Here is an 18,860-nt window from a genome sequence, read left to right as displayed (position 1 = left end):
GTGGCACCGTGTCATTGACGCCCTCGCATACATGTTTTGTATGCGGGGGCTTTTTTCGTAGCTTGATAGCCATTTATTTTGCCTTATTACGTCGTTAATGCGTCTTACCTAACTTCAGTTATGCTTGCGACTCGTTGCCTAGTACTAAAACAAAATAAATGGCTATCAAGGAAGGGTTATACGGAGGATAATAGTATGGGCAAGCGATGGCGGATATAAAATATAAAGTTGGTATAAATCAGAATAAGAATGTAACGAAAAATAGAAAGAGGAAGAAAATGGCAGAAAAGGGATATTTTGGACAATTTGGTGGTAGTTTTGTACCAGAGGCAATTCAAGCTTTGCTTGATGAATTAGACACAATATTTGAAACCTATCGTGAGGATCCAGTATTTTTGGCAGAATACCATGCCTATTTAAAAGAATATGCTGGTCGTGAAACACCACTTTATTTTGCGGAATCTCTAACAGAGAGCTTGGGTGGAGCAAAAATTTACTTGAAGCGGGAAGATTTGAACCATTTAGGTTCACACAAGCTCAATAATGTTCTCGGTCAGATTTTATTGGCAAAACGCATGGGCAAAACTCGTGTCATTGCAGAGACGGGGGCAGGTCAACATGGTGTTGCAACAGCAGCAGTAGCGGCTCGCTTTGGTATGGGGTGTGATATTTACATGGGAGCTGAAGATGTCAAGCGCCAACGTCTCAATGTCTTTCGTATGGAAATGATGGGGGCTAGGGTACACGCAGTAACAGCAGGGACTCAAACCCTGAAAGAAGCTGTTGATGCAGCATTTGGCGCATGGATGGCAGATTTGGAGGCTTTTTATGTACTAGGATCTGCAGTAGGACCACACCCTTATCCAACGATTGTGCATGAATTCCAAAAAATCATTAGTGTCGAGTCACGCCGTCAAATTTTGGAAAAAGAAGGTCGCCTACCAGACTACGTAATGGCCTGTGTCGGTGGCGGTTCAAATGCGATTGGAGCCTTTTCACAATATGTAGCAGATGAGGCGGTTGGCCTAGTAGGTGTCGAGGCAGCTGGAAAAGGTGTTGATACAAGTTTACATGCGGCCACCATGACCAAGGGAACAGTTGGCGTGGTTGATGGCATGAAGACGATTGCCTTATTCGATGAGCAAGGTGGTGTAGCGCCTGTTTACTCTATTTCAGCGGGGTTAGATTACCCAGGAGTTGGTCCAGAGCATGCATTCTTTAAAGAGAGTGGTCGGGTGGAATATGTCGCAGCAACTGATGATGAAGCAGTTAATGCCCTTCTAACTCTTAGCCGAACAGAAGGAATTTTACCGGCGATTGAAAGTTCCCATGCCCTTGCTGAAGCCATTAAACGGGCGCCGCAATTAGACAAGGACAAGATTATCATCGTCAATCTCTCAGGTCGAGGAGACAAAGATGTTGCAGCGATTGCCGATTATTTGGAAGAAGGAAAAAAGGAAACATACTGAATCACTTAGTATAGTAAAATAGCACCAAAAGGAGAGTGGTCGTCTGTGATGCATATCGCAATAAGCCCCTCTCCTTTTTTTCATAGAAATCTTTTTTAACGTTATACTCTATTCCTATCAACAGTAGCATTTTTCGATACGTTATTAAATTGTGCGGCCACAAGCAACCTCCTTCGGAGTTTCATTGTTAACGATTGAGTCTACGGTATCAACATTTCCGTTATTCGTAACAGCAAAAGATTGCTTGTGTTTGCATTCTTTAGAATAGTTTGTCAAAAATGCTATTGTTAATGTGAATGAGGAAATATATGTTTTATCTTCTGGAGAAAGGTGTATAATAAAACAAGGAACAAGTAACCAAAGGAGACAATTGATGGAGATTCATGCATTACACACGGAACAGCGCAATCCAGCTTCTGCAGCTATTGAAGAGATGAGTGTTGCAGCATTAACAGCCTATATCAATAGAGAGGATCAAACCGTTGCCCAAGCTGTTGCTCAGGTATTGCCACAGGTCAATCTTGTGATAGAACAGGCTGTTCAATGTGTGCGCAATCAGGGAAGAATATTTTATATAGGGGCAGGAACATCTGGACGACTAGGAATTTTAGATGCTTCTGAATGCCCACCGACCTATGGCGTTTCTCCGGAACTCGTACAAGGGATAATTGCAGGAGGATTACCAGCTATTTTAGCTGCTCAAGAGGGCGCAGAAGATAATCAGCTTGCTGCGGAGGAAGATTTACAGGCACATCAGCTAAGTGCTAAGGATATCGTCATTGGACTAGCAGCTTCAGGACGGACACCTTATGTGCTTTCAGGACTCGCTTATGCGAAGAAAATCGGTGCCAAGACGGCTTCGATTTCCTGTGTAAAAGGAGCAGCCTTATCAGATTTCGCAGATATTGCAATAGAAGTGCTGGTCGGTCCAGAAGTGGTTGCAGGATCGAGTCGAATGAAAGCTGGGACGGCTCAAAAACTAATTCTAAATATGATTTCAACAGCTACCATGATTCAGCTAGGTAAAGTCTATAAGGGCTATATGGTCGATGTGCAACCAACCAATGCCAAATTGATTGAACGAGCGAAGCGCATTATACAACAAACCACAGCTTGTAGTGAGGAAGAAGCAGAACGAGTATTTGCCCAATCCAAGCAGCAAGTGAAAAAAGCCATCCTCATGCAGTTGGGGCAACTAAATCTAGCTGAAGCAGAAAGCTTGCTAGAAGCCTATCAAAATCATATTGTTCTTGCCATTCGAGCATTAGGAGATAAAAGTAGCTCGAAATAGATCATAAAAAAACGCATAAAGTCAATGAGAATAGTCATTGATTCTATGCGTTTTTAATATTTGAAGAGTTTATTCACGTTCTCTGCATTTTGTAGTGATTTACGCTTACTTATTTGCTAGCCAATGCTCCCATTGGATCCCATGGTGCAAGAACAATTGGCTCTGCATTGTAGGCTGCAAGCTCTGCCTCTGTTAAGAATTCTTTGCGGACAACGATTTGATAGGTATATTCGTCCATCCAGCTATCGCTTGCAACAAAATATCCCTTATCGCCAACCTTGTCTCCCCAAGAATTTTCAACCTTCCATTTAATGGATTGGCCATTTTCATCAAGATCGACACCTGTTAAGACCATTGCGTGAGTCATCAAACTTTCACTGTAGTCAAGACGACCAGCCTTATCTTGGTGGAGGTCAATTTTCATACTAGAAGCAAAATCATACATGCCATTTGCCATGACACCTGTCTTACGATTACTAGATTGACCGACATCAGACCCAAACCAGACCGTTTCACCAGCCTGCATTTGAGCAATAGCAAGAGATTTCAAGCGATCCATTTCCACGTTAAGATAGCGTACAGGTCGGCTACCCACTACGTTTCCGAGCATTTCAACGGTATAAGACTTGCCATACGGTTTGTCAGTGGTCGGTGCGTTGATGATGGAGACGTAATCATCCAGTTGAATATCCACATATTTTTTGTAAAATTCTTGCGGAGTTAAGCCTGTTTCGCTATGGTAGTAATCGTCCTTATCTCGGTAGGAAAAATCAAAAGTACGAGGTGGTAAGCCAAGCGACATGGCAAGGAAGTTAAAGATTTCTTGCAAGAGTTCTTCTTTTTTTGTCTGAATAGCTTCTTGAGTTTGACCTGCTGTCACCAAATCACGTAAAATTTGGGCATCCTGGCGTAGCAATTTATTGAGGACAGCATTGAGTTCACGGCTGTTGCTGGAAGAGATGGATTCTGGATAGACTGATTTTGGCACAACACCGTATTTTTCAAAGAGGGATACGACCATGTCCCATTGACCACCGTCTTGTTGAGGAACATCTAAAAGAAATTTAACCTTGCGGCTGGTTAATGCTTGATTAGCTGTCGCTAAAATTTGTTCTAAAAACCAGTTGGATTTCTCATATTTATCCCAAAAGAAGGTATGGGCTTGAGAGAGTTCAAAATCTTCCAATTGGAAACCAGCGATCATTTTGTGGCGGAAGGTATTGAGGGCGGCAAACATCCAGCAGCGACCGGAAGCCTTTTGGTTGCTGACCTTGTCTTTGGTTAAATCAATGGAAAAAACAGGGGTATTTTCGACACTGCTACTGCGTTTTTCAAGAGAAGCATAGATACCATTGTGGGTTATTGCATTTTCTATAGCTGCAAAGTGCTGATTGGCTTCATAATCAGCAAAAAATCGATCGGTTAATGATTGATGTAATGTGTTCATAGGATTCTCCTTTTCTATTAAGACCTATTATAGACCTTTTTCGAAAATCTTCAAGTATGGACTAAAAGAGTAAGAAACGGTAGAATAATCAAGTGTTTCTTTTCTTTTTATCAGTTACCTACTCTACTAAATAGAGCTGCTTAAAAGATTGGTTCTGCTAGTCTTTTTTGGATATGGTACAATAAGATTATGCGATTAGATAAGTGTTTAGAAAAAGCGGGTTTGGGCTCGCGCAAGCAGATTAAAACTTTGCTCAAAAGTCGGCAGGTGACGGTGGATGGCATGCTTGCTACGGCTGGTAGTCAAATTGTAGATTCTGGCTTGCAGGTCATAGAGGTAAATGGCAAAAAGGTGGACCTTGAGGCAGCTGTTTATTACCTACTCAATAAACCCGCTGGAGTCGTATCTGCTGTATCAGATGCCGCGCATCAGACGGTGATTGACCTCATTGCAGAAAAAGACAGACGAGCGGGGCTCTATCCAATTGGGCGTCTGGACAGGGATACAGAAGGGTTGTTGCTCATTACCAATAATGGTCCCTTGGGCTTTCGGATGCTCCACCCCAAGTACCATGTGGACAAGGTGTATGAGGTGGAAGTGAATGGCTTCTTAGCTCCTGATGCGGTAACCTTTTTCAAAAATGGAGTAGAATTTTTAGATGGAACGGTTTGTCAACCTGCGATTCTAGAGATTTTGTCAGCAGATATTTCCTTTAGTCGTGCAAGAATTCGGATTTCAGAAGGAAAATTTCATCAGGTTAAAAAGATGTTTTTAGCTTATGGAGTCAAGGTAACCTACCTCAAACGCATAGCTTTTGGTCCGTTTGTCTTAGAAGATGACCTTGCAGTGGGTACTTATCGGGAATTAACCAGCAGGGAAAAAGAAGCCTTAAAAGAATTTCTGGATTAGTAAAATAGTGTAGTGGATTGAGAACTGAACTCGGGCTAAGCACTGTGTGAAAAAGATAAGTCTTCCTAGAGTCTGCTGGCTCTTCGTCAGACTTCCTATTTTCACTTTGTGCTTTATACGCCCTCATATCTTATGAAGGAATAGGACAAGGCAAGGAGTTACAGATAGAACTAGTGTTAATTGAGGATTACTCCATAATCCCTATTTCCAACCTTCAACAGTCTACTGGACTATTGAAGCAAAGCGACTTATACTCGTCAAAAATCAAAGTCTGACGTCGTTAACTCACCTTACTGAACTTCAGTTCTAGCTACGATTTCGTTGCCTAGTCAGATGTTGATTTTTATAGAGTATAACGATGTCCTAATTTTTATTCAATTTACTATACAAAGCCCCCATTAGGTGAGAAATCCTAGTGGGGGCTTTTTATTGTATCATTGATGAGAAGTAGCGGTTAGGATAAATACCGTTTGGCGATGGTCAAGTCACCATCGTAGGGGGTTTTGATATCATTGATAATCTGGTAGCAATCCGCACCTTTTCCTGCAATGATAACAGCATCTGCTGCGTTTCTAGTCATAGACATGGCAGTATGAATAGCTCTTTCACGCTCAACAATAATTTGGCTTGGTCGCTCCATATAGGATTGAATTTCCTGTGCAATAGCTGTGGGATCTTCACGATTAGGATCGTCTGCTGTGAGAATGACCTGCAGATCAGGATAGTGATTAAGGAGAAGACCAAAGTCTTTGCGACGACTTTCTCCTTTATTTCCAGGCGCACCGAGGACAAGAATCACTTGTCCTGTTTGATAGCTAAGGACAACATCAAGCAGTTTACGAACACTATCGCCATTGTGGGCATAGTCGACAAAAACCTTGGCTCCGTTTGTCTGTGTGAGTACCTCCATTCGTCCTGGAACGCTGGTTGCAGCAATTCCCGTGTGAACATCCGCTAGGCTTGCTCCTAAACGCAGGCAGGCAAGACCAGCTGCAATGGCATTTTCTTGGTTAAACTGACCAATCAGCTGAATATTGTAATGCCCAGCGAGAATACCGCTTGCTTCAAATTCAAAGGCATGAGAGCTCAGGATGTGATTGTCGGAATGTGGACCATAGATGTCATGTGGCATATCCAGAACTTGGTCTTTCACTACTTGAAAATGATCCATACCGCTATTTAAAATGACAGCCCTGCTATGCTTCATTAACAGTCGCTTATGGTAAAAATAATCTTCAAAACTAGGATGTTCAATAGGTCCAATATGATCCGGGCTGATGTTGAGAAAGACACCGACATCAAATGTTAGACCGTAGACTCGCTTGACCAAATAGGCTTGGCTAGAAACTTCCATAATTAAATGAGTACGGCCATTTGCAACAGCTTCTGCCATCATGGCAAATAAATCAATACTCTCAGGCGTAGTCAGAGTCGACTTAAAAAAGGTTTGTCCATCTAAAGTCGTATTCATCGTGGACAACATAGCAGGCTTATGGCTTTGGGTGAGGATGGAATAGGCAAAGTAGGCAGCAGTCGTCTTCCCTTTTGTACCAGTAAAGGCAAGGAGTTTTAACTTGTCCTGCGGATTACCGTAAAATTCCATAGCAATCAAACTCATAGCCTGCTTGATGTCCGTCACCATAATGACTGGAATGCCGACTTCATAGTCCATTTCAGCAATGTAAAAGCGGAGGCCTTGTGTGATGGCAGTTTCCAAAAATTCTCGCTTAAATTGAGCTCCCTTGACAAAAAAGAGGGTCTTTTCATCCACTTTGCGGCTATCATAACTGATTTGATGAAAGACTTCCTTATCAGGCCAGTTATAGAAATAATGCCCTTGGTGTAGGATTTGGCGGAAATTCTGATCGTTTTTTAAAATACGTAATACAGTTTCTAGTTTTATCATAGTTCTATTGTAAACTGATTAGGAAAGATTGACAAGTAAAAGAGAAAAGATATAAGAGGAAACTATATCAATACGGCCAAAAAGACTATGACATTTTTCCAGCTTTTGGTGAAAATTCCTCCAATAAATGCTAAAATAACTAATATATGCATAAAGGGAGGGAAGACATGGTAGATTATAAAGTAGACACGCTATTGGCGCATGTTGGAATCAATGCAGATGAAAAGACAGGTGCCTTGGTATCACCGATTCATTTATCAACGACTTATCAACATCCTGAATTTGGTCAATCGACTGGCTTTGACTATACACGGACGAAAAATCCAACACGGGCCAATTTGGAGAAGACACTGGCGGCTATTGAACAGGCGGATTATGCCTTGGTGACAAGTTCTGGTATGGCTGCCTTAGTCTTGCTGTTTAGTGGTTTTCCAGTTGGGAGTCGGATTGTAGCTGCTAGAGATTTGTATGGTGGTAGTTTCCGTTGGTTCAATGAGCAGGAAGCAAACGGGCGCTTTACTTTTACCTATGCCACTAATGAGGAGGAATTACTAGCCCAGATCACAGATGAAACGGACTATGTGTTTATTGAAACACCGACCAATCCCTTAATGGTAGAATTTGACATTACCAGAGTAGCGGAAGTAGCGCATGCCCACGGGGCAAAATTCATTGTAGACAATACCTTTTATAGTCCTATTTATCAAAATCCAATCCCCCTAGGAGCGGATGTAGTGCTTCATTCGGCCACCAAGTATCTGTCCGGTCACAATGATGTCCTAGCGGGTGTGCTAGTAACTAATGACCAAATCTTGTATGACAAGCTCTTTTATGACCAAAATACAACTGGTCCAACTCTGTCTCCTTTTGATGCTTATTTGCTCATGAGAGGTCTTAAAACACTTTCCTTGCGAATGGAGCGCTCTACCAAAAATGCTCAGAAAATAGTAGATTATTTACGGCAATCACCAGCCGTTCGCGAGGTTTACTATACAGGAAAAGGTGGCATGGTATCTGTTAAGGTCTTAGATGAGCAGAAAATCCCTATCATTTTAAATCAACTAAAAGTCTTTACTTTTGCAGAAAGTCTAGGTGGTGTAGAAAGTTTGATTACCTATCCAGCGACCCAAACTCATGCAGACATTCCTGCAGAAGTTCGTCATTCCTACGGCTTGACAGATGATCTGCTCCGTTTGTCCATTGGTATTGAAGATGCAGAGGATTTAATTGATGATTTGAAACAGGCATTGGAGGACGACTAATGGGAAGATTTGATTTTACAACACGGCCGAACCGCCTGGCCCAGCATTCGGTAAAATGGAAAAGCAGCGAGCAAGATCCAGACCTTCTTCAGATGTGGGTAGCCGATATGGATTTTCTTCCTTTTCCAGAGATTCAAGAAGCAGTTACGCAATACGCCACCAACTATATCTTTGGTTATACTTATGCTAGCGATACCCTCTATCAGAGCATTATGGACTGGGAGAAGATGGAGCATGGTTATGAGGTTGAGCGAGATGATATTGTTTTAATTGATGGCGTAGTTCCCGCGATTTCAGTTGCACTTCAGGCGTTTACAAAGGAAGGCGATGCTGTTCTCATCAATACGCCTGTCTATCCTCCTTTTGCTCGTACAGTCAAGCTCAATCAACGTCAGCTGGTAGCTCATTCTCTAATTAAGAAAAATGGCCGGTTTGAATTGGATATTGACCAATTAGAAAAAGACTTTATCGAGCATCAGGTAAAATTGTATATTTTTTGTAGTCCGCACAATCCTGGTGGGCGTGTGTGGACAACGGAGGAATTGGCACAAATTGGTTACTTGTGTCAAAAACATGGCGTTTTACTGATTTCAGATGAAATTCATCAAGATTTAGTCCTATTTGGACACCGTCATACACCTTTTCATACTGTTGATGAAACTTTTAAAGACTTTAGCATCATTTTATCATCGGCGACCAAAACGTTTAATATTGCTGGAACAAAAAACAGCTTTGCCTTGATTCCAAATGCGGGCTTGCGAAAGCAATTTACCAAGCAGCAGTTGCGCAATAACCAGCATGAAATCCCAGCCTTGGGTCTTTTAACAACAGAAGCGGCCTTTCGCTACGGTAAGCCTTGGTTGACGGAATTAAAACCTGTCTTGGAGCGAAATATTCGCTTTGTCGCTGAGTATTTATCAAGTCATACTAAGATTGAGGTGATGAAGCCAGAAGGTACTTATCTCTTATGGCTCGATTTCTCAGCCTATGCCCTCAGTCATGAAGAAATTCAGGACAAGTTAAGAAAGGAAGCGCGTGTGGTCTTAAATGACGGCATCACCTTTGGTAAAGAAGGCCTATACCATACTCGCTTTAACGCAGCAGCACCATTTGAAACGGTTCAAGAAGCCTGTGAGCGAATTGCTGCAGCCTTTGGGCATAAGACAGCGAAATAGGAGATAGGAATATGCAGTGGAAAAAGAAAGAATGGAGTACGATGTTGGGATTGGGAGTCCTCATGGTCTCCTTTCTCAATACAGCTTTGGATTGGCAGTTATTTGATTTACCAAGCCCGACTTTTGCAGCTCTTGCAACCTTAGTTGGAAGTTTGATTTTATGGTTGTTTGTGGCAACAGATTGGCCGAGTTTACTAACATTAGTTAGTCTCGGACTGATTCCAGAAATCACTTATGGACAGGTTTCACAGTGGTCTTTTGGGAATACAACATTTGTATTTTTACTGTTTACCTTTGTGATGACCTATGCCCTGAATCAGACTTCGTTTTTAAAACGAGTCACGTCAAAAGTAGTGCACAGTCGATTCGCAATGAGCCGTCCATCACGCTTCATCACTGCTTTTTTAGGAGTTGTTCTTATCTTGAGTAGCGTGATTTCACCGACAGTTATCTTTATGTTCCTACTACCTCTTTTTGAGGAAATTTGCCTGCAATTTGGCTGGAAAAAAGGGGACAAGTCAGCGTCCCATCTCTTGATTGCCATGTTTGTTACCATTGCGATTGGGACAGCGATGACGCCAATTAACCATGTCTTTGCTATAACAGCTATGGGGCTGTATGCTGCCATGTCTAAGGTAGTCATTAGCAATTTACAATATATGCAATTTGCTGTGCCAGCAGGTCTAGCTATCTTTTTCATCTTGCTCTTATCCATTCGCTTCTTGTTCAAAATCGATACCAAGGAGATTCAATTGAAAGAGCTGAATAGTTTGAGAGATTTGGCTCCAATTGATAAACAGGAAAGCTGGATTGTTGGACTCTTTTTAGGCATGGTCGTTATGTGGTTAGTTCCTGAAATGTTAGTGGGTGCATTTCCTGCATTTGTTAGTTTCTTTAAACAAGCTGGTATTATGTTTCCACCGCTACTGATGACAGCTGTGCTGGCCTTATTGCATGTCGAAGGTAAGCCGCTATTGAATATTTCAGAAGCCATTTCAAAAGGTGTGCACTGGCCAAGTATGCTCTTAGTCGGAGCAACTTTGGCTTTGGGGACGGTTTTATCAAACGAAAAAATAGGTGTGGTTGCTCTTTTGAATGAGCAGCTATCACCATTTGTGGTAGGGCTTAGTTCATTTTCAATGGTGGTGTTCTTTGTTGTTTGGGCAGGTATTCAGACCAACTTTACCTCTAATCTGGTGACAGTTTCTGTCGTGACAACCATGGCTCTGACGATTTTCCAATCGGCAGGAACTCAATTTTCAGCCAATATTGCAGTTATCTGCTGTGCGATTGGTTTTATGGCTTCGCTTGCCTTTGTGACAGCTCCAGCCATGCCTTATGTAGCGATTTCGATTGGTTCAGGTTGGACGAATAGTCGCGATACGTTTCTATTTGGTTGTTGGATGCTCATCTGGTGTATCCTATCAGCCATTGCTATTTTCTATCCACTTGGAGTAGTCATTTTACAGAAATAGGAGAATATTAACATGTTATCAAAACAAAGAGAAAAAATTGATCAGATTGACAAAGAATTGGTGCGTTTATTTGAAGAACGGATGCAAACGGCATTGGAAGTAGTGGCAATCAAGAAAGAACATGGTCTGCCAGTTCTTGATAGCAACCGTGAAGCTCAAGTCATTGAAAAAGTTTGTAGCTACCTCAATGACGAGACATTGCGTCAGCCGTTGACAGAATTGTATACGGAGATGATGCGCTTATCCCGTGCCCATCAACAAAAACAATTGGATGATGAATAAAGAAGAAGGGCTTTTAAAAAGTCCTTTTTGCTTTCTGTAGAAGTGTTGGCAAAAGACTGGCGTACTCAAACAATAATAAGTGTTAATTGCGTTAATCTATGGTATGATATAGTGGATTGAGAAAGGAATAGGACAAGGCAAGGATCTGCAGATAGAACTGGCGTTCATCAAAGCGACTTAACGATGTCCTAACCTTTATTCAATTCACTATCATAAACGTAGTAGATTACTCGTCAGAGTAGGATTGAATAGAGTATAAAATGGAGGAAACATGAAAGAATTTTATCGACAGATTAGTCGTTTTTCAATACGAAAATTTTCAATTGGTGCAGCATCTGTTTTATTAGGAATGAGTTTAGTTGGTGCCTTATCGCCAACGCTTGTTCAAGCTAACGAGCAAGAAGGAACTGCGCACATTACCTATCATTATGTTAGTGAAGACGAACTGACAGAAGATGAGAAAAAGCTTATCACACGTTCGTTACCATCTGATTTTGTCTCTGGAGATACGACCTATTACATGGTCTATCGTCCCTTACCAAGTGGTCAACAGGTCTTGCCGGCTACGGGAATGGAAGAACGTTCAATTCTTCCAATCATTGCTGGAGCTGCCTTGTTAGTGTGTGCGGTGACTTTTCATAAGAAAAAGAAAGCTTGGCTTGCGACCGCTTTTGTTGTAACCAGTTTTGGTCAGGTTCTGTCGATGCCGGAAGTAGCAGCTATTACACATAATCTCTTTGCCCATTATACGCAGGAATTTGATTTAACTAATGGAGTAGCTTTACCAGAAACAGTACGTGAAATTGCAGGCTACCGATTTGTTGGGTACATTGTTGAATCTACTCCTAGAGTAGCTATGGATAAGCTAGAACCACCAAAGATAGAAAACGAGCTATCAGCAGAAATAGAAGAGTCAACTCAACCTCTGGAAGAAGCACCGTTTATTGAACAGTCAACCTTACCAGTAGACGAAGTCCCTCGCTCAGAGGTATCAAGTGCTAATCTTCCAACAGTTTCCAAGCCTGTCGTGCCAATAGAAGAAGTTCCTGTTGATTCAGATCAAGGACAAAATCCTCCTGCTGACTCCACGCCAAATCCAGAGGAAAACACAAGTGTTACTAATGAAGACACACCTAATGCTCCTACTGAACCCTCTAAACCAACACAAGAAGATCCAGTACCATCAGACTCCACGCCAAATCCAGAGGAAAACACAAGTGTTACTAATGAAAACACACCTAATGCTCCTACTGAACCCTCTAAATCGATACAAGAAAATCCAGTATCATCAAACTCCACACCAAGTTTAGAAGAAAATACGGGGTCTACTAATGGAGATACACCCGAGACTCCTATTGAATCAACCAATCCAACTCAAGGGGATTCAGTACCATCGGAATCAACACAGACTTCAGAAGAAAATCCAACCCCTGATAAGGAATCTTCATCCGAAGTTCCAACCAATCCGGTAGAACCAGAAGTTACTGAGGATCCTGTCACTCCAGAACCAGAAAAACACGCGGATGTCCTAGGAGAAGAAGTGTTGACTGTCACGAAGCCACTTGCTCCACTTGAATTGATGGTAGCAGCTGATAAATTAGATCAAGGTTCACAAAAAGAAGTTGATACGACCAACAAAACACCAGAAAGTGTGGCAGCCTATCAAGCAGCAAGAGAAAAAGCTCTCGCGATTCTAGCAGAGGCGAATGCTGTCATTGTAAACCAAGCAGCTAGTTCAGAATCCATTCTTGAAGCGCAGCAGAAGGCAGAAGAGGCCCTTAAAAATCTAGAAGCAGCAGAAGCTGCCCTGCAAAACCGCTCTCTAACAAAGCCAAACTTGAATTTGCAAACCCTAGAAAAGCAAGATAAAGACAAGTCAGTTCGCGTAACCTATCAATTAATGGATCCTGATAATGCCTTTATTTCTGCTACTGCACGAATCTATGCAGGTGAAAAGTTTGTTAAGGAGGTTCAACTTTCCAAGGAAAATCTAACAGGAGTAGTGATTCCAGGACTAGATTATGATGTGGAATACAAGATAAAAACTACTTTTGACTATGCTACAATTGCTGAAAAAGCGAGTGAAGCACTACCAGATAGTGATGCGTTTATCTTAGAGCGTAAGCAGATTGAACTGAAAAATCTACGTGATCTTGCTCTTTACACCTACAAAAATGGAGTCAAGACAAAGGTCATCAGTTTAGAAGAAGTTGGAGCTGTCAGTGATTATTTTGCAAGTTTTGTATCAGAAAATGGCAAGGAAGTACAATTGCCAATCAAGGAAATTGTAGCAGAAGGGAATGCCTTTAAAGTAATAGCCACTCATCCTGAGCTTGTTCAACGCAATGCAGCAGGTAACTACGAAGATGACTACAGCTTTAGGATTGGTCGGATTGCTCCGGGACAAAATGGTATTTATACTTCTTTCAAAGATTTGATCAATTCGATCAATGCTAATCCAAGCGGTACGTTCACTTTAGGAGCTGATTTGGGTGCAGGAGAGTTGGACAAGCCAGAGGCGAGCTATGTAACCGTTCCATTTACAGGCACCCTAAATGGTCTGCATGATGGAAAGAATTACACAATTTATGGTTTGCAAGCCCCGCTCTTTGAAAGTACAAATGGTGCAACTTTGTCTAATCTCAATCTAGCTGATGCAGCTATTAAGAGCGGTAAGCCTGATGTAGCGACACTAGTCAATACTGCGCAAAATACGACCATTCGAAATGTTGCTCTATCTGGTGAGATTGAAGCACCAAATAATGTTGCTAGTTTAGTCTACGATGCCTTGAACACGACGATTCAAGATGTAGAGGCAGACCTTGCTATCCGTACGACAGCTACTACTGGAAAGATGTTATCTGGTGGCTTGGTGGGTCGCTTGAGAGATAGTAGTATTGAAAAAGCTCATATTAATGCCACAATTGATACAACGGTCAACCCAGAACAATATTTTGGAGGCATTGTTGGAACGGCTGAAGGGACTAAAACCAAGATTGAAGATGTCTATGTAGAAGGCCTTTTGGACAATAAAAAAGGTGGTCGTGTTGGTGCGCTTGCTGGTAGTGCTGGCAGGGCGATTTTAAACCGAATCGTATCGGGTATAACCGTCAAAGGTGGCGCAGATTATGTCGGTTCAGGTACTCAAGAAAAAGCAACGGATATCTACCGCATTGCAAATCGTTCAACAGCTAATGTGAAGTCCAATAAGATTTCCGAAGTGACTGCAGATATTGCTACTGAAAAAATTAAAGCTATGGGCTTAATGGCTACCTTGACGGACAAAGAATCGGCTGTCGGTCAAACATCGAAAATGATTGATTACAGCAGTTTGCCAAACTATGAAGTAGTGCGTGAGATTGCTTATCGCAATACGGAAAAACTGTTGCCGTTTTACAATCGTGAATACATTGTCAAGCAAGGAAATAAGATTGCTCCGTCAAGTAAGCTATACACGACTAAGCTCGTCTCAGTTGTTCCGATGAAAGACAAGCAAGTTGTGGCTGATTTCTACAAGGACAAGGGAGCGATTAATCGCCTTCTCTTGAACTATGAGGATGGTACGGTAGAATACTTAGCTGTCGCTCCAGGATCAACCTTTGCAGCTGATACTATCCAGGAATACAAGGTTGCGGGAACAGACCTGCTCTACACACCGGAACAATTTATGTCAGATCCGTCAGAAGTCATTGCAACAGCGATGAAGCGAGTAGAAGGTTTAACTTATTTTTCAGAAGATGTCTGGAAGGTCACCCAAGGTCATCCTGAGAAGGAAACAGATACTCCGAATCTCTCACCAATTGAACCTTACCAAAAGGAAATTTTAGAAGTTCTTTATCTCAAGGATTCCTTTAAGGAAGTTCATAGCCGTGCCAGGGAAGTCTTTGAAGCAGCGCTTTCCCAAAGTGTCGCAGGAGACTTTACAACAACACCGCTCAAAGAGCAGATGAAGGACTATCTGAAAAAGAATGCTGTTGCGATACTTGTGGGAGCAAGCTATCTCAACCGCCTCTATAAGATTCAATTTGGTGATATGAATGTTGGTGAACTTGCTACCTTCTATCAAAACTTCTTTGGGAAGCAAGTCAATAGCCTTGAATGGCTAGCAAATCTTGGTCGTATGGGCAATGATGCTTTGGATATCAAGAACAATCCTGCGACCTATGAGAAATGGATTGCCCCAGTCTCTGGCTATACGAATCTCCGTGATTATCTAAGCGCCTACCGTACACGTTTTACTGCTCTTAGTGAAAATAATTGGTTTAAGTCAGCCACTAAAGCTCATATCGCAGAAGTACAGTCCAAAGAATTACCAGATCAAACGTATCAAGTCTATGATCAGCTCAATCGTATTGATCACCCTCGCATGATCTTACCACTTTTGAACTTGACCTCTGAGGGAATCTACATCATGAGCAATATGACGACCCTGTCCTTTGGGATGTATGATCGGTATATGGACATGTCGCTTAAGGAAACCAACCCTGAGAAATATGCTAGTGAATTAGAACGTGTCAATAATCTAGTAGACTACTTCGCCAAAACACAGGGGGACCACTTTGATTTCTGGTACCGAATTGCGAAACCAGAAGTTAAGGAACGCCTCTACAATCGACGTGATATGCCAATTCCGTCATGGGATGGCTACCTCATTCCGCAATTTGGGAATAAGGCTTCGCACTGGATGCCGAAATTTGGAGAAGGGGCATCTAGTCGGATGACAGATTTCTTTGCACCTATTGGAAAATACTATACTTCAAATGGTCTAGGAGCTTATGCGACGGGATACTTGGTTCATTTTGTTTTGGATGGGATGCTCAACCTATATGGCCAGTCTGTATTTACCCATGAAATGGTTCATAATTTGGATGGAACAATCTATCTAGGCGGTTACGGTCGTAGAGAAGCATTTGGTGCAGAAATCTACGCCCAAGGTCTTTTGCAATCAACTAGCTCAGCTACCAACCAAATTTTCGCACTGAACACCCACGCAGACTTTTCGACAGTTGACGGTGGAAAATTTGCAAACAACCGTGTTCACAATCTATCACCAGACCGCTTCCAAAGCGAAGCAGATTTAAAAGACTACCTTCAAGGACGCATGGATGTCATTTATACCCTAGAAGCCTTGGAAGGAAATGCCTTGGTTGACTTGCCAAAAGAAGATCAAGCCCTGTTCTACAAGAAAATCGAACGCTTAAATGAGCTAGGTGAGTCGAAAATTCGTCAAATGACCGCTGAAGAGTTGAACCTATTAACCTTTACGAGCGTTGATGATTTAGTAGACAATGATATTCTTCTTGGCACTCATGGTTTCCATGGTAACAAAGAGAAGATTGGTAAAAATGGCTATGAGACAGAGGTTCTATTTGCAGCGAATTATAGCGGTTTGACCAATCCACATGGTTCTGTGGACAGCTTGAGTATTAAGCGCTTGAGTAATGAATTACTAGCTGAAACAGGTTATGATGGGTTTATCGCCTACCTATCTAACCAATATCGAGCAGCAGCGCTGGCAGAAGGCAAGACCTTTAACGATGAGTACATTCTCAAGAAAATTACCAATGGTCAATATGCTGATTTCCATGCTTTCAAGAAGGCTATGTACAAACGTCGTTTAGAGAAGGTTGCGCAGTTGAAACCAGTTACCTTCACCTACAACAAGCAGACCTATACAGCAAATCAAGATACGATAAAACAATTGATAAATGAAGCCGTTCAGGCTGATCTTGCAGCCTTCAAGGCTAAGAAAGCGACAAATAGCCTCTTCGCATTAAAAGAAGCTATTTACCGTGCTTATTTACTCGATACAGATGACTTTAGAAGTTCGATTTATCGGTCATGATTTTTCATTCTCTCATAAAAAGTTTGCCATTTTGGCGAGCTTTTTTTCATATTTTTTGGTAAAATAGAAAAAACAAATAGAAGAGGTTACATCATGGAGAAATTCCAAGTTATTGCACATCCACTTATTCAGCATAAATTGTCTATCTTACGTCGTACAGATACATCAACAAAGGCTTTCCGTGAGTTAGTTGATGAAATTGCCATGTTGATGGGATATGAAGTGCTACGTGATTTGCCATTAGAAGATGTTGAAATTGAAACACCGATTACCAAAACAGTTCAAAAACAAATCGCAGGGAAAAAATTAGCGATTGTCCCAATCTTACGTGCCGGAATTGGAATGGTGGACGGTCTACTTAGTCTAGTACCCGCAGCCAAAGTTGGTCATATCGGAATGTACCGCGATGAAGAAACCCTGCAACCAGTTGAATATTTGGTGAAATTACCAGAGGACATCGACCAACGTCAAATTTTTGTAGTAGACCCAATGCTTGCAACTGGAGGCTCTGCTATTTTGGCAATTGATTCGCTTAAAAACCGCGGAGCAACCAATATCAAATTTGTCTGCCTTGTTGCAGCACCTGAAGGTGTCAAAGCTCTTCAAGAAGCTCATTCAGATGTGGATATTTTCACCGCAGCTCTAGATGAAAAATTAAATGAAAAAGGCTACATCGTTCCAGGTTTGGGAGATGCAGGAGACCGCTTGTTCGGTACAAAATAAGAAAGACAGGAGTGAGATTTACTTGTGATTTCGTAGAAATCGCTTGTACTCACTCTTTTTTTGCTATATTGTATCATTTTCTGCCTGTAAAAATAATACTCGCTAATCTTCAAGAAGAGCTATCTTGTCTTATAACTATCTACTCATTAAGAAAATGGAGCGAACGAAGTGAGTCAAAGATGATACTTTCGTAGTAGTGTAAGACTAGCAACTGCAAAACGGTTGCTAGTCACGGGCTTTTTGAGACCTTAGGCTCAAAAATAAGCTATGAAACGCCGAAGGAGGTTGCTTGCATCCGTACTACTTAAAAAAGTATTTCAAAGATATTAGAAGAGTAATCATTATTACGTAGGAGACAATCTCCCTCCGTCTCAAGTTTTTTATTTGACCTTTTTTGACTATTTAAGTATAATAATCTCAAAATCGAAAAGGAGAACACTATGATTCCTGTAGTTATTGAACAAACCAGCCGTGGGGAGCGCTCGTATGATATTTACTCACGCCTCTTAAAAGATCGTATTATCATGTTGACAGGCCCAGTTGAAGACAATATGGCAAATTCTGTTATTGCCCAGTTGCTCTTCCTTGATGCGCAAGATCCAACCAAGGATATTTATCTCTATGTCAATACTCCTGGTGGTTCTGTCTCAGCAGGTCTTGCCATTGTGGACACCATGAACTTTATCAAGGCAGATGTCCAAACCATTGTTATGGGGATGGCAGCTAGCATGGGAACCATTATTGCGTCAAGTGGTGCCAAGGGCAAACGCTTCATGTTGCCACATGCAGAGTACATGATTCATCAACCAATGGGCGGTACTGGTGGCGGTACGCAACAGACTGATATGGCGATTGCAGCTGAGCACCTATTAAAAACCCGTAACACACTAGAAAAAATTCTTGCAGACAATTCAGGAAAAAGTGTTAAACAAATCCACAAAGATGCGGAACGTGATTACTGGATGAGTGCCAAAGAAACCCTTGATTATGGCTTCATTGATCAGATTATGGAAAATAATCAGTTAAAATAGGATGTGAGATTGTCTTACTGTAAATAGAGGTTAGGTACTTTTTCT

General features: G+C 41.7%; 12 protein-coding genes. 10 read left to right on the top strand and 2 right to left on the bottom strand.

Translation table 11 applies throughout. The features are described 5' to 3' along the window. Positions 1-278: 278 nt before the first annotated feature. Positions 279-1,469 (top strand): tryptophan synthase subunit beta, encoded by a 1,191-nt coding sequence (gene trpB / locus J5M87_RS07120; RefSeq protein WP_154608490.1) that lies wholly within the window; start codon positions 279-281, stop codon positions 1,467-1,469. 373 nt (positions 1,470-1,842) lie between these two features. Beyond that, positions 1,843-2,760 carry an N-acetylmuramic acid 6-phosphate etherase gene (gene murQ / locus J5M87_RS07115; protein ID WP_154608489.1) on the top strand — a complete coding sequence of 306 codons (918 nt, stop codon included), beginning with the start codon at positions 1,843-1,845 and terminating at the stop codon, positions 2,758-2,760. 109 nt (positions 2,761-2,869) lie between these two features. On the opposite strand, the gene pepC is transcribed toward murQ, so the two are convergent. Continuing rightward, positions 2,870-4,207, bottom strand: coding sequence for an aminopeptidase C (gene pepC, locus J5M87_RS07110; protein WP_154608488.1), 1,338 nt, complete (start codon positions 4,205-4,207; stop codon positions 2,870-2,872). A 189-nt stretch (positions 4,208-4,396) separates the two neighbouring features. Between pepC and J5M87_RS07105 the strand changes: the two genes are divergently transcribed. Continuing rightward, positions 4,397-5,116, top strand: coding sequence for a pseudouridine synthase (locus tag J5M87_RS07105; RefSeq protein ID WP_154608487.1), 720 nt, complete (start codon positions 4,397-4,399; stop codon positions 5,114-5,116). 454 nt (positions 5,117-5,570) lie between these two features. On the opposite strand, the gene J5M87_RS07100 is transcribed toward J5M87_RS07105, so the two are convergent. Further along, the gene (locus tag J5M87_RS07100) at positions 5,571-7,022 is read right to left on the bottom strand and encodes a UDP-N-acetylmuramoyl-L-alanyl-D-glutamate--L-lysine ligase (protein WP_154608486.1); all 1,452 of its coding nucleotides are present in this window, start codon (positions 7,020-7,022) and stop codon (positions 5,571-5,573) included. 167 nt (positions 7,023-7,189) lie between these two features. Between J5M87_RS07100 and J5M87_RS07095 the strand changes: the two genes are divergently transcribed. The 7 genes from J5M87_RS07095 to J5M87_RS07065 all read left to right on the top strand — a co-directional run bounded on the left by J5M87_RS07095 (position 7,190) and on the right by J5M87_RS07065 (position 18,815). Continuing rightward, positions 7,190-8,284, top strand: coding sequence for a cystathionine gamma-synthase (locus J5M87_RS07095; RefSeq protein WP_154608485.1), 1,095 nt, complete (start codon positions 7,190-7,192; stop codon positions 8,282-8,284). After that, positions 8,284-9,459, top strand: a complete 1,176-nt coding sequence (locus J5M87_RS07090; protein WP_154608484.1) for a MalY/PatB family protein — start codon at positions 8,284-8,286, stop codon at positions 9,457-9,459. The genes J5M87_RS07095 and J5M87_RS07090 overlap by 1 nt, the downstream gene beginning before the upstream one ends. A gap of 11 nt (positions 9,460-9,470) precedes the next feature. After that, positions 9,471-10,934 carry an SLC13 family permease gene (locus J5M87_RS07085; RefSeq protein ID WP_154608483.1) on the top strand — a complete coding sequence of 488 codons (1,464 nt, stop codon included), beginning with the start codon at positions 9,471-9,473 and terminating at the stop codon, positions 10,932-10,934. 12 nt (positions 10,935-10,946) lie between these two features. Further along, a complete protein-coding gene (locus J5M87_RS07080; protein WP_154608482.1) occupies positions 10,947-11,216 on the top strand; it encodes a chorismate mutase in 270 nt (89 codons plus the stop codon). Positions 11,217-11,487: 271 nt separating this feature from the next. Then, positions 11,488-17,061, top strand: a complete 5,574-nt coding sequence (locus tag J5M87_RS07075; protein ID WP_154608481.1) for a ZmpA/ZmpB/ZmpC family metallo-endopeptidase — start codon at positions 11,488-11,490, stop codon at positions 17,059-17,061. 93 nt (positions 17,062-17,154) lie between these two features. Then, positions 17,155-17,784, top strand: coding sequence for a uracil phosphoribosyltransferase (upp, locus tag J5M87_RS07070; protein ID WP_154608480.1), 630 nt, complete (start codon positions 17,155-17,157; stop codon positions 17,782-17,784). 422 nt (positions 17,785-18,206) lie between these two features. Beyond that, positions 18,207-18,815, top strand: a complete 609-nt coding sequence (locus tag J5M87_RS07065) for an ATP-dependent Clp protease proteolytic subunit (protein WP_076996025.1) — start codon at positions 18,207-18,209, stop codon at positions 18,813-18,815. Positions 18,816-18,860: the final 45 nt, after the last annotated feature.

This window comes from Streptococcus sp. zg-86 (assembly GCF_017639855.1).
GTDB classification, from domain to species: Bacteria; Bacillota; Bacilli; order Lactobacillales; family Streptococcaceae; genus Streptococcus; species Streptococcus zhangguiae.
This window is presented reverse-complemented; position numbering and strand designations above follow the sequence as displayed.

Excerpts from the sequence above, each read along its gene's own strand:
- J5M87_RS07075 (WP_154608481.1), top strand. The coding sequence starts at position 11,488 with ATGAAAGAATTTTATCGACAGATTAGTCGTTTTTCAATACGAAAATTT.
- murQ (WP_154608489.1), top strand. The coding sequence starts at position 1,843 with ATGGAGATTCATGCATTACACACGGAACAGCGCAATCCAGCTTCTGCA.
- trpB (WP_154608490.1), top strand. The coding sequence starts at position 279 with ATGGCAGAAAAGGGATATTTTGGACAATTTGGTGGTAGTTTTGTACCA.
- J5M87_RS07105 (WP_154608487.1), top strand. The coding sequence starts at position 4,397 with ATGCGATTAGATAAGTGTTTAGAAAAAGCGGGTTTGGGCTCGCGCAAG.
- J5M87_RS07095 (WP_154608485.1), top strand. The coding sequence starts at position 7,190 with ATGGTAGATTATAAAGTAGACACGCTATTGGCGCATGTTGGAATCAAT.
- pepC (WP_154608488.1), bottom strand. The coding sequence starts at position 4,207 with ATGAACACATTACATCAATCATTAACCGATCGATTTTTTGCTGATTAT.
- J5M87_RS07080 (WP_154608482.1), top strand. The coding sequence starts at position 10,947 with ATGTTATCAAAACAAAGAGAAAAAATTGATCAGATTGACAAAGAATTG.
- J5M87_RS07100 (WP_154608486.1), bottom strand. The coding sequence starts at position 7,022 with ATGATAAAACTAGAAACTGTATTACGTATTTTAAAAAACGATCAGAAT.
- upp (WP_154608480.1), top strand. The coding sequence starts at position 17,155 with ATGGAGAAATTCCAAGTTATTGCACATCCACTTATTCAGCATAAATTG.
- J5M87_RS07090 (WP_154608484.1), top strand. The coding sequence starts at position 8,284 with ATGGGAAGATTTGATTTTACAACACGGCCGAACCGCCTGGCCCAGCAT.
- J5M87_RS07085 (WP_154608483.1), top strand. The coding sequence starts at position 9,471 with ATGCAGTGGAAAAAGAAAGAATGGAGTACGATGTTGGGATTGGGAGTC.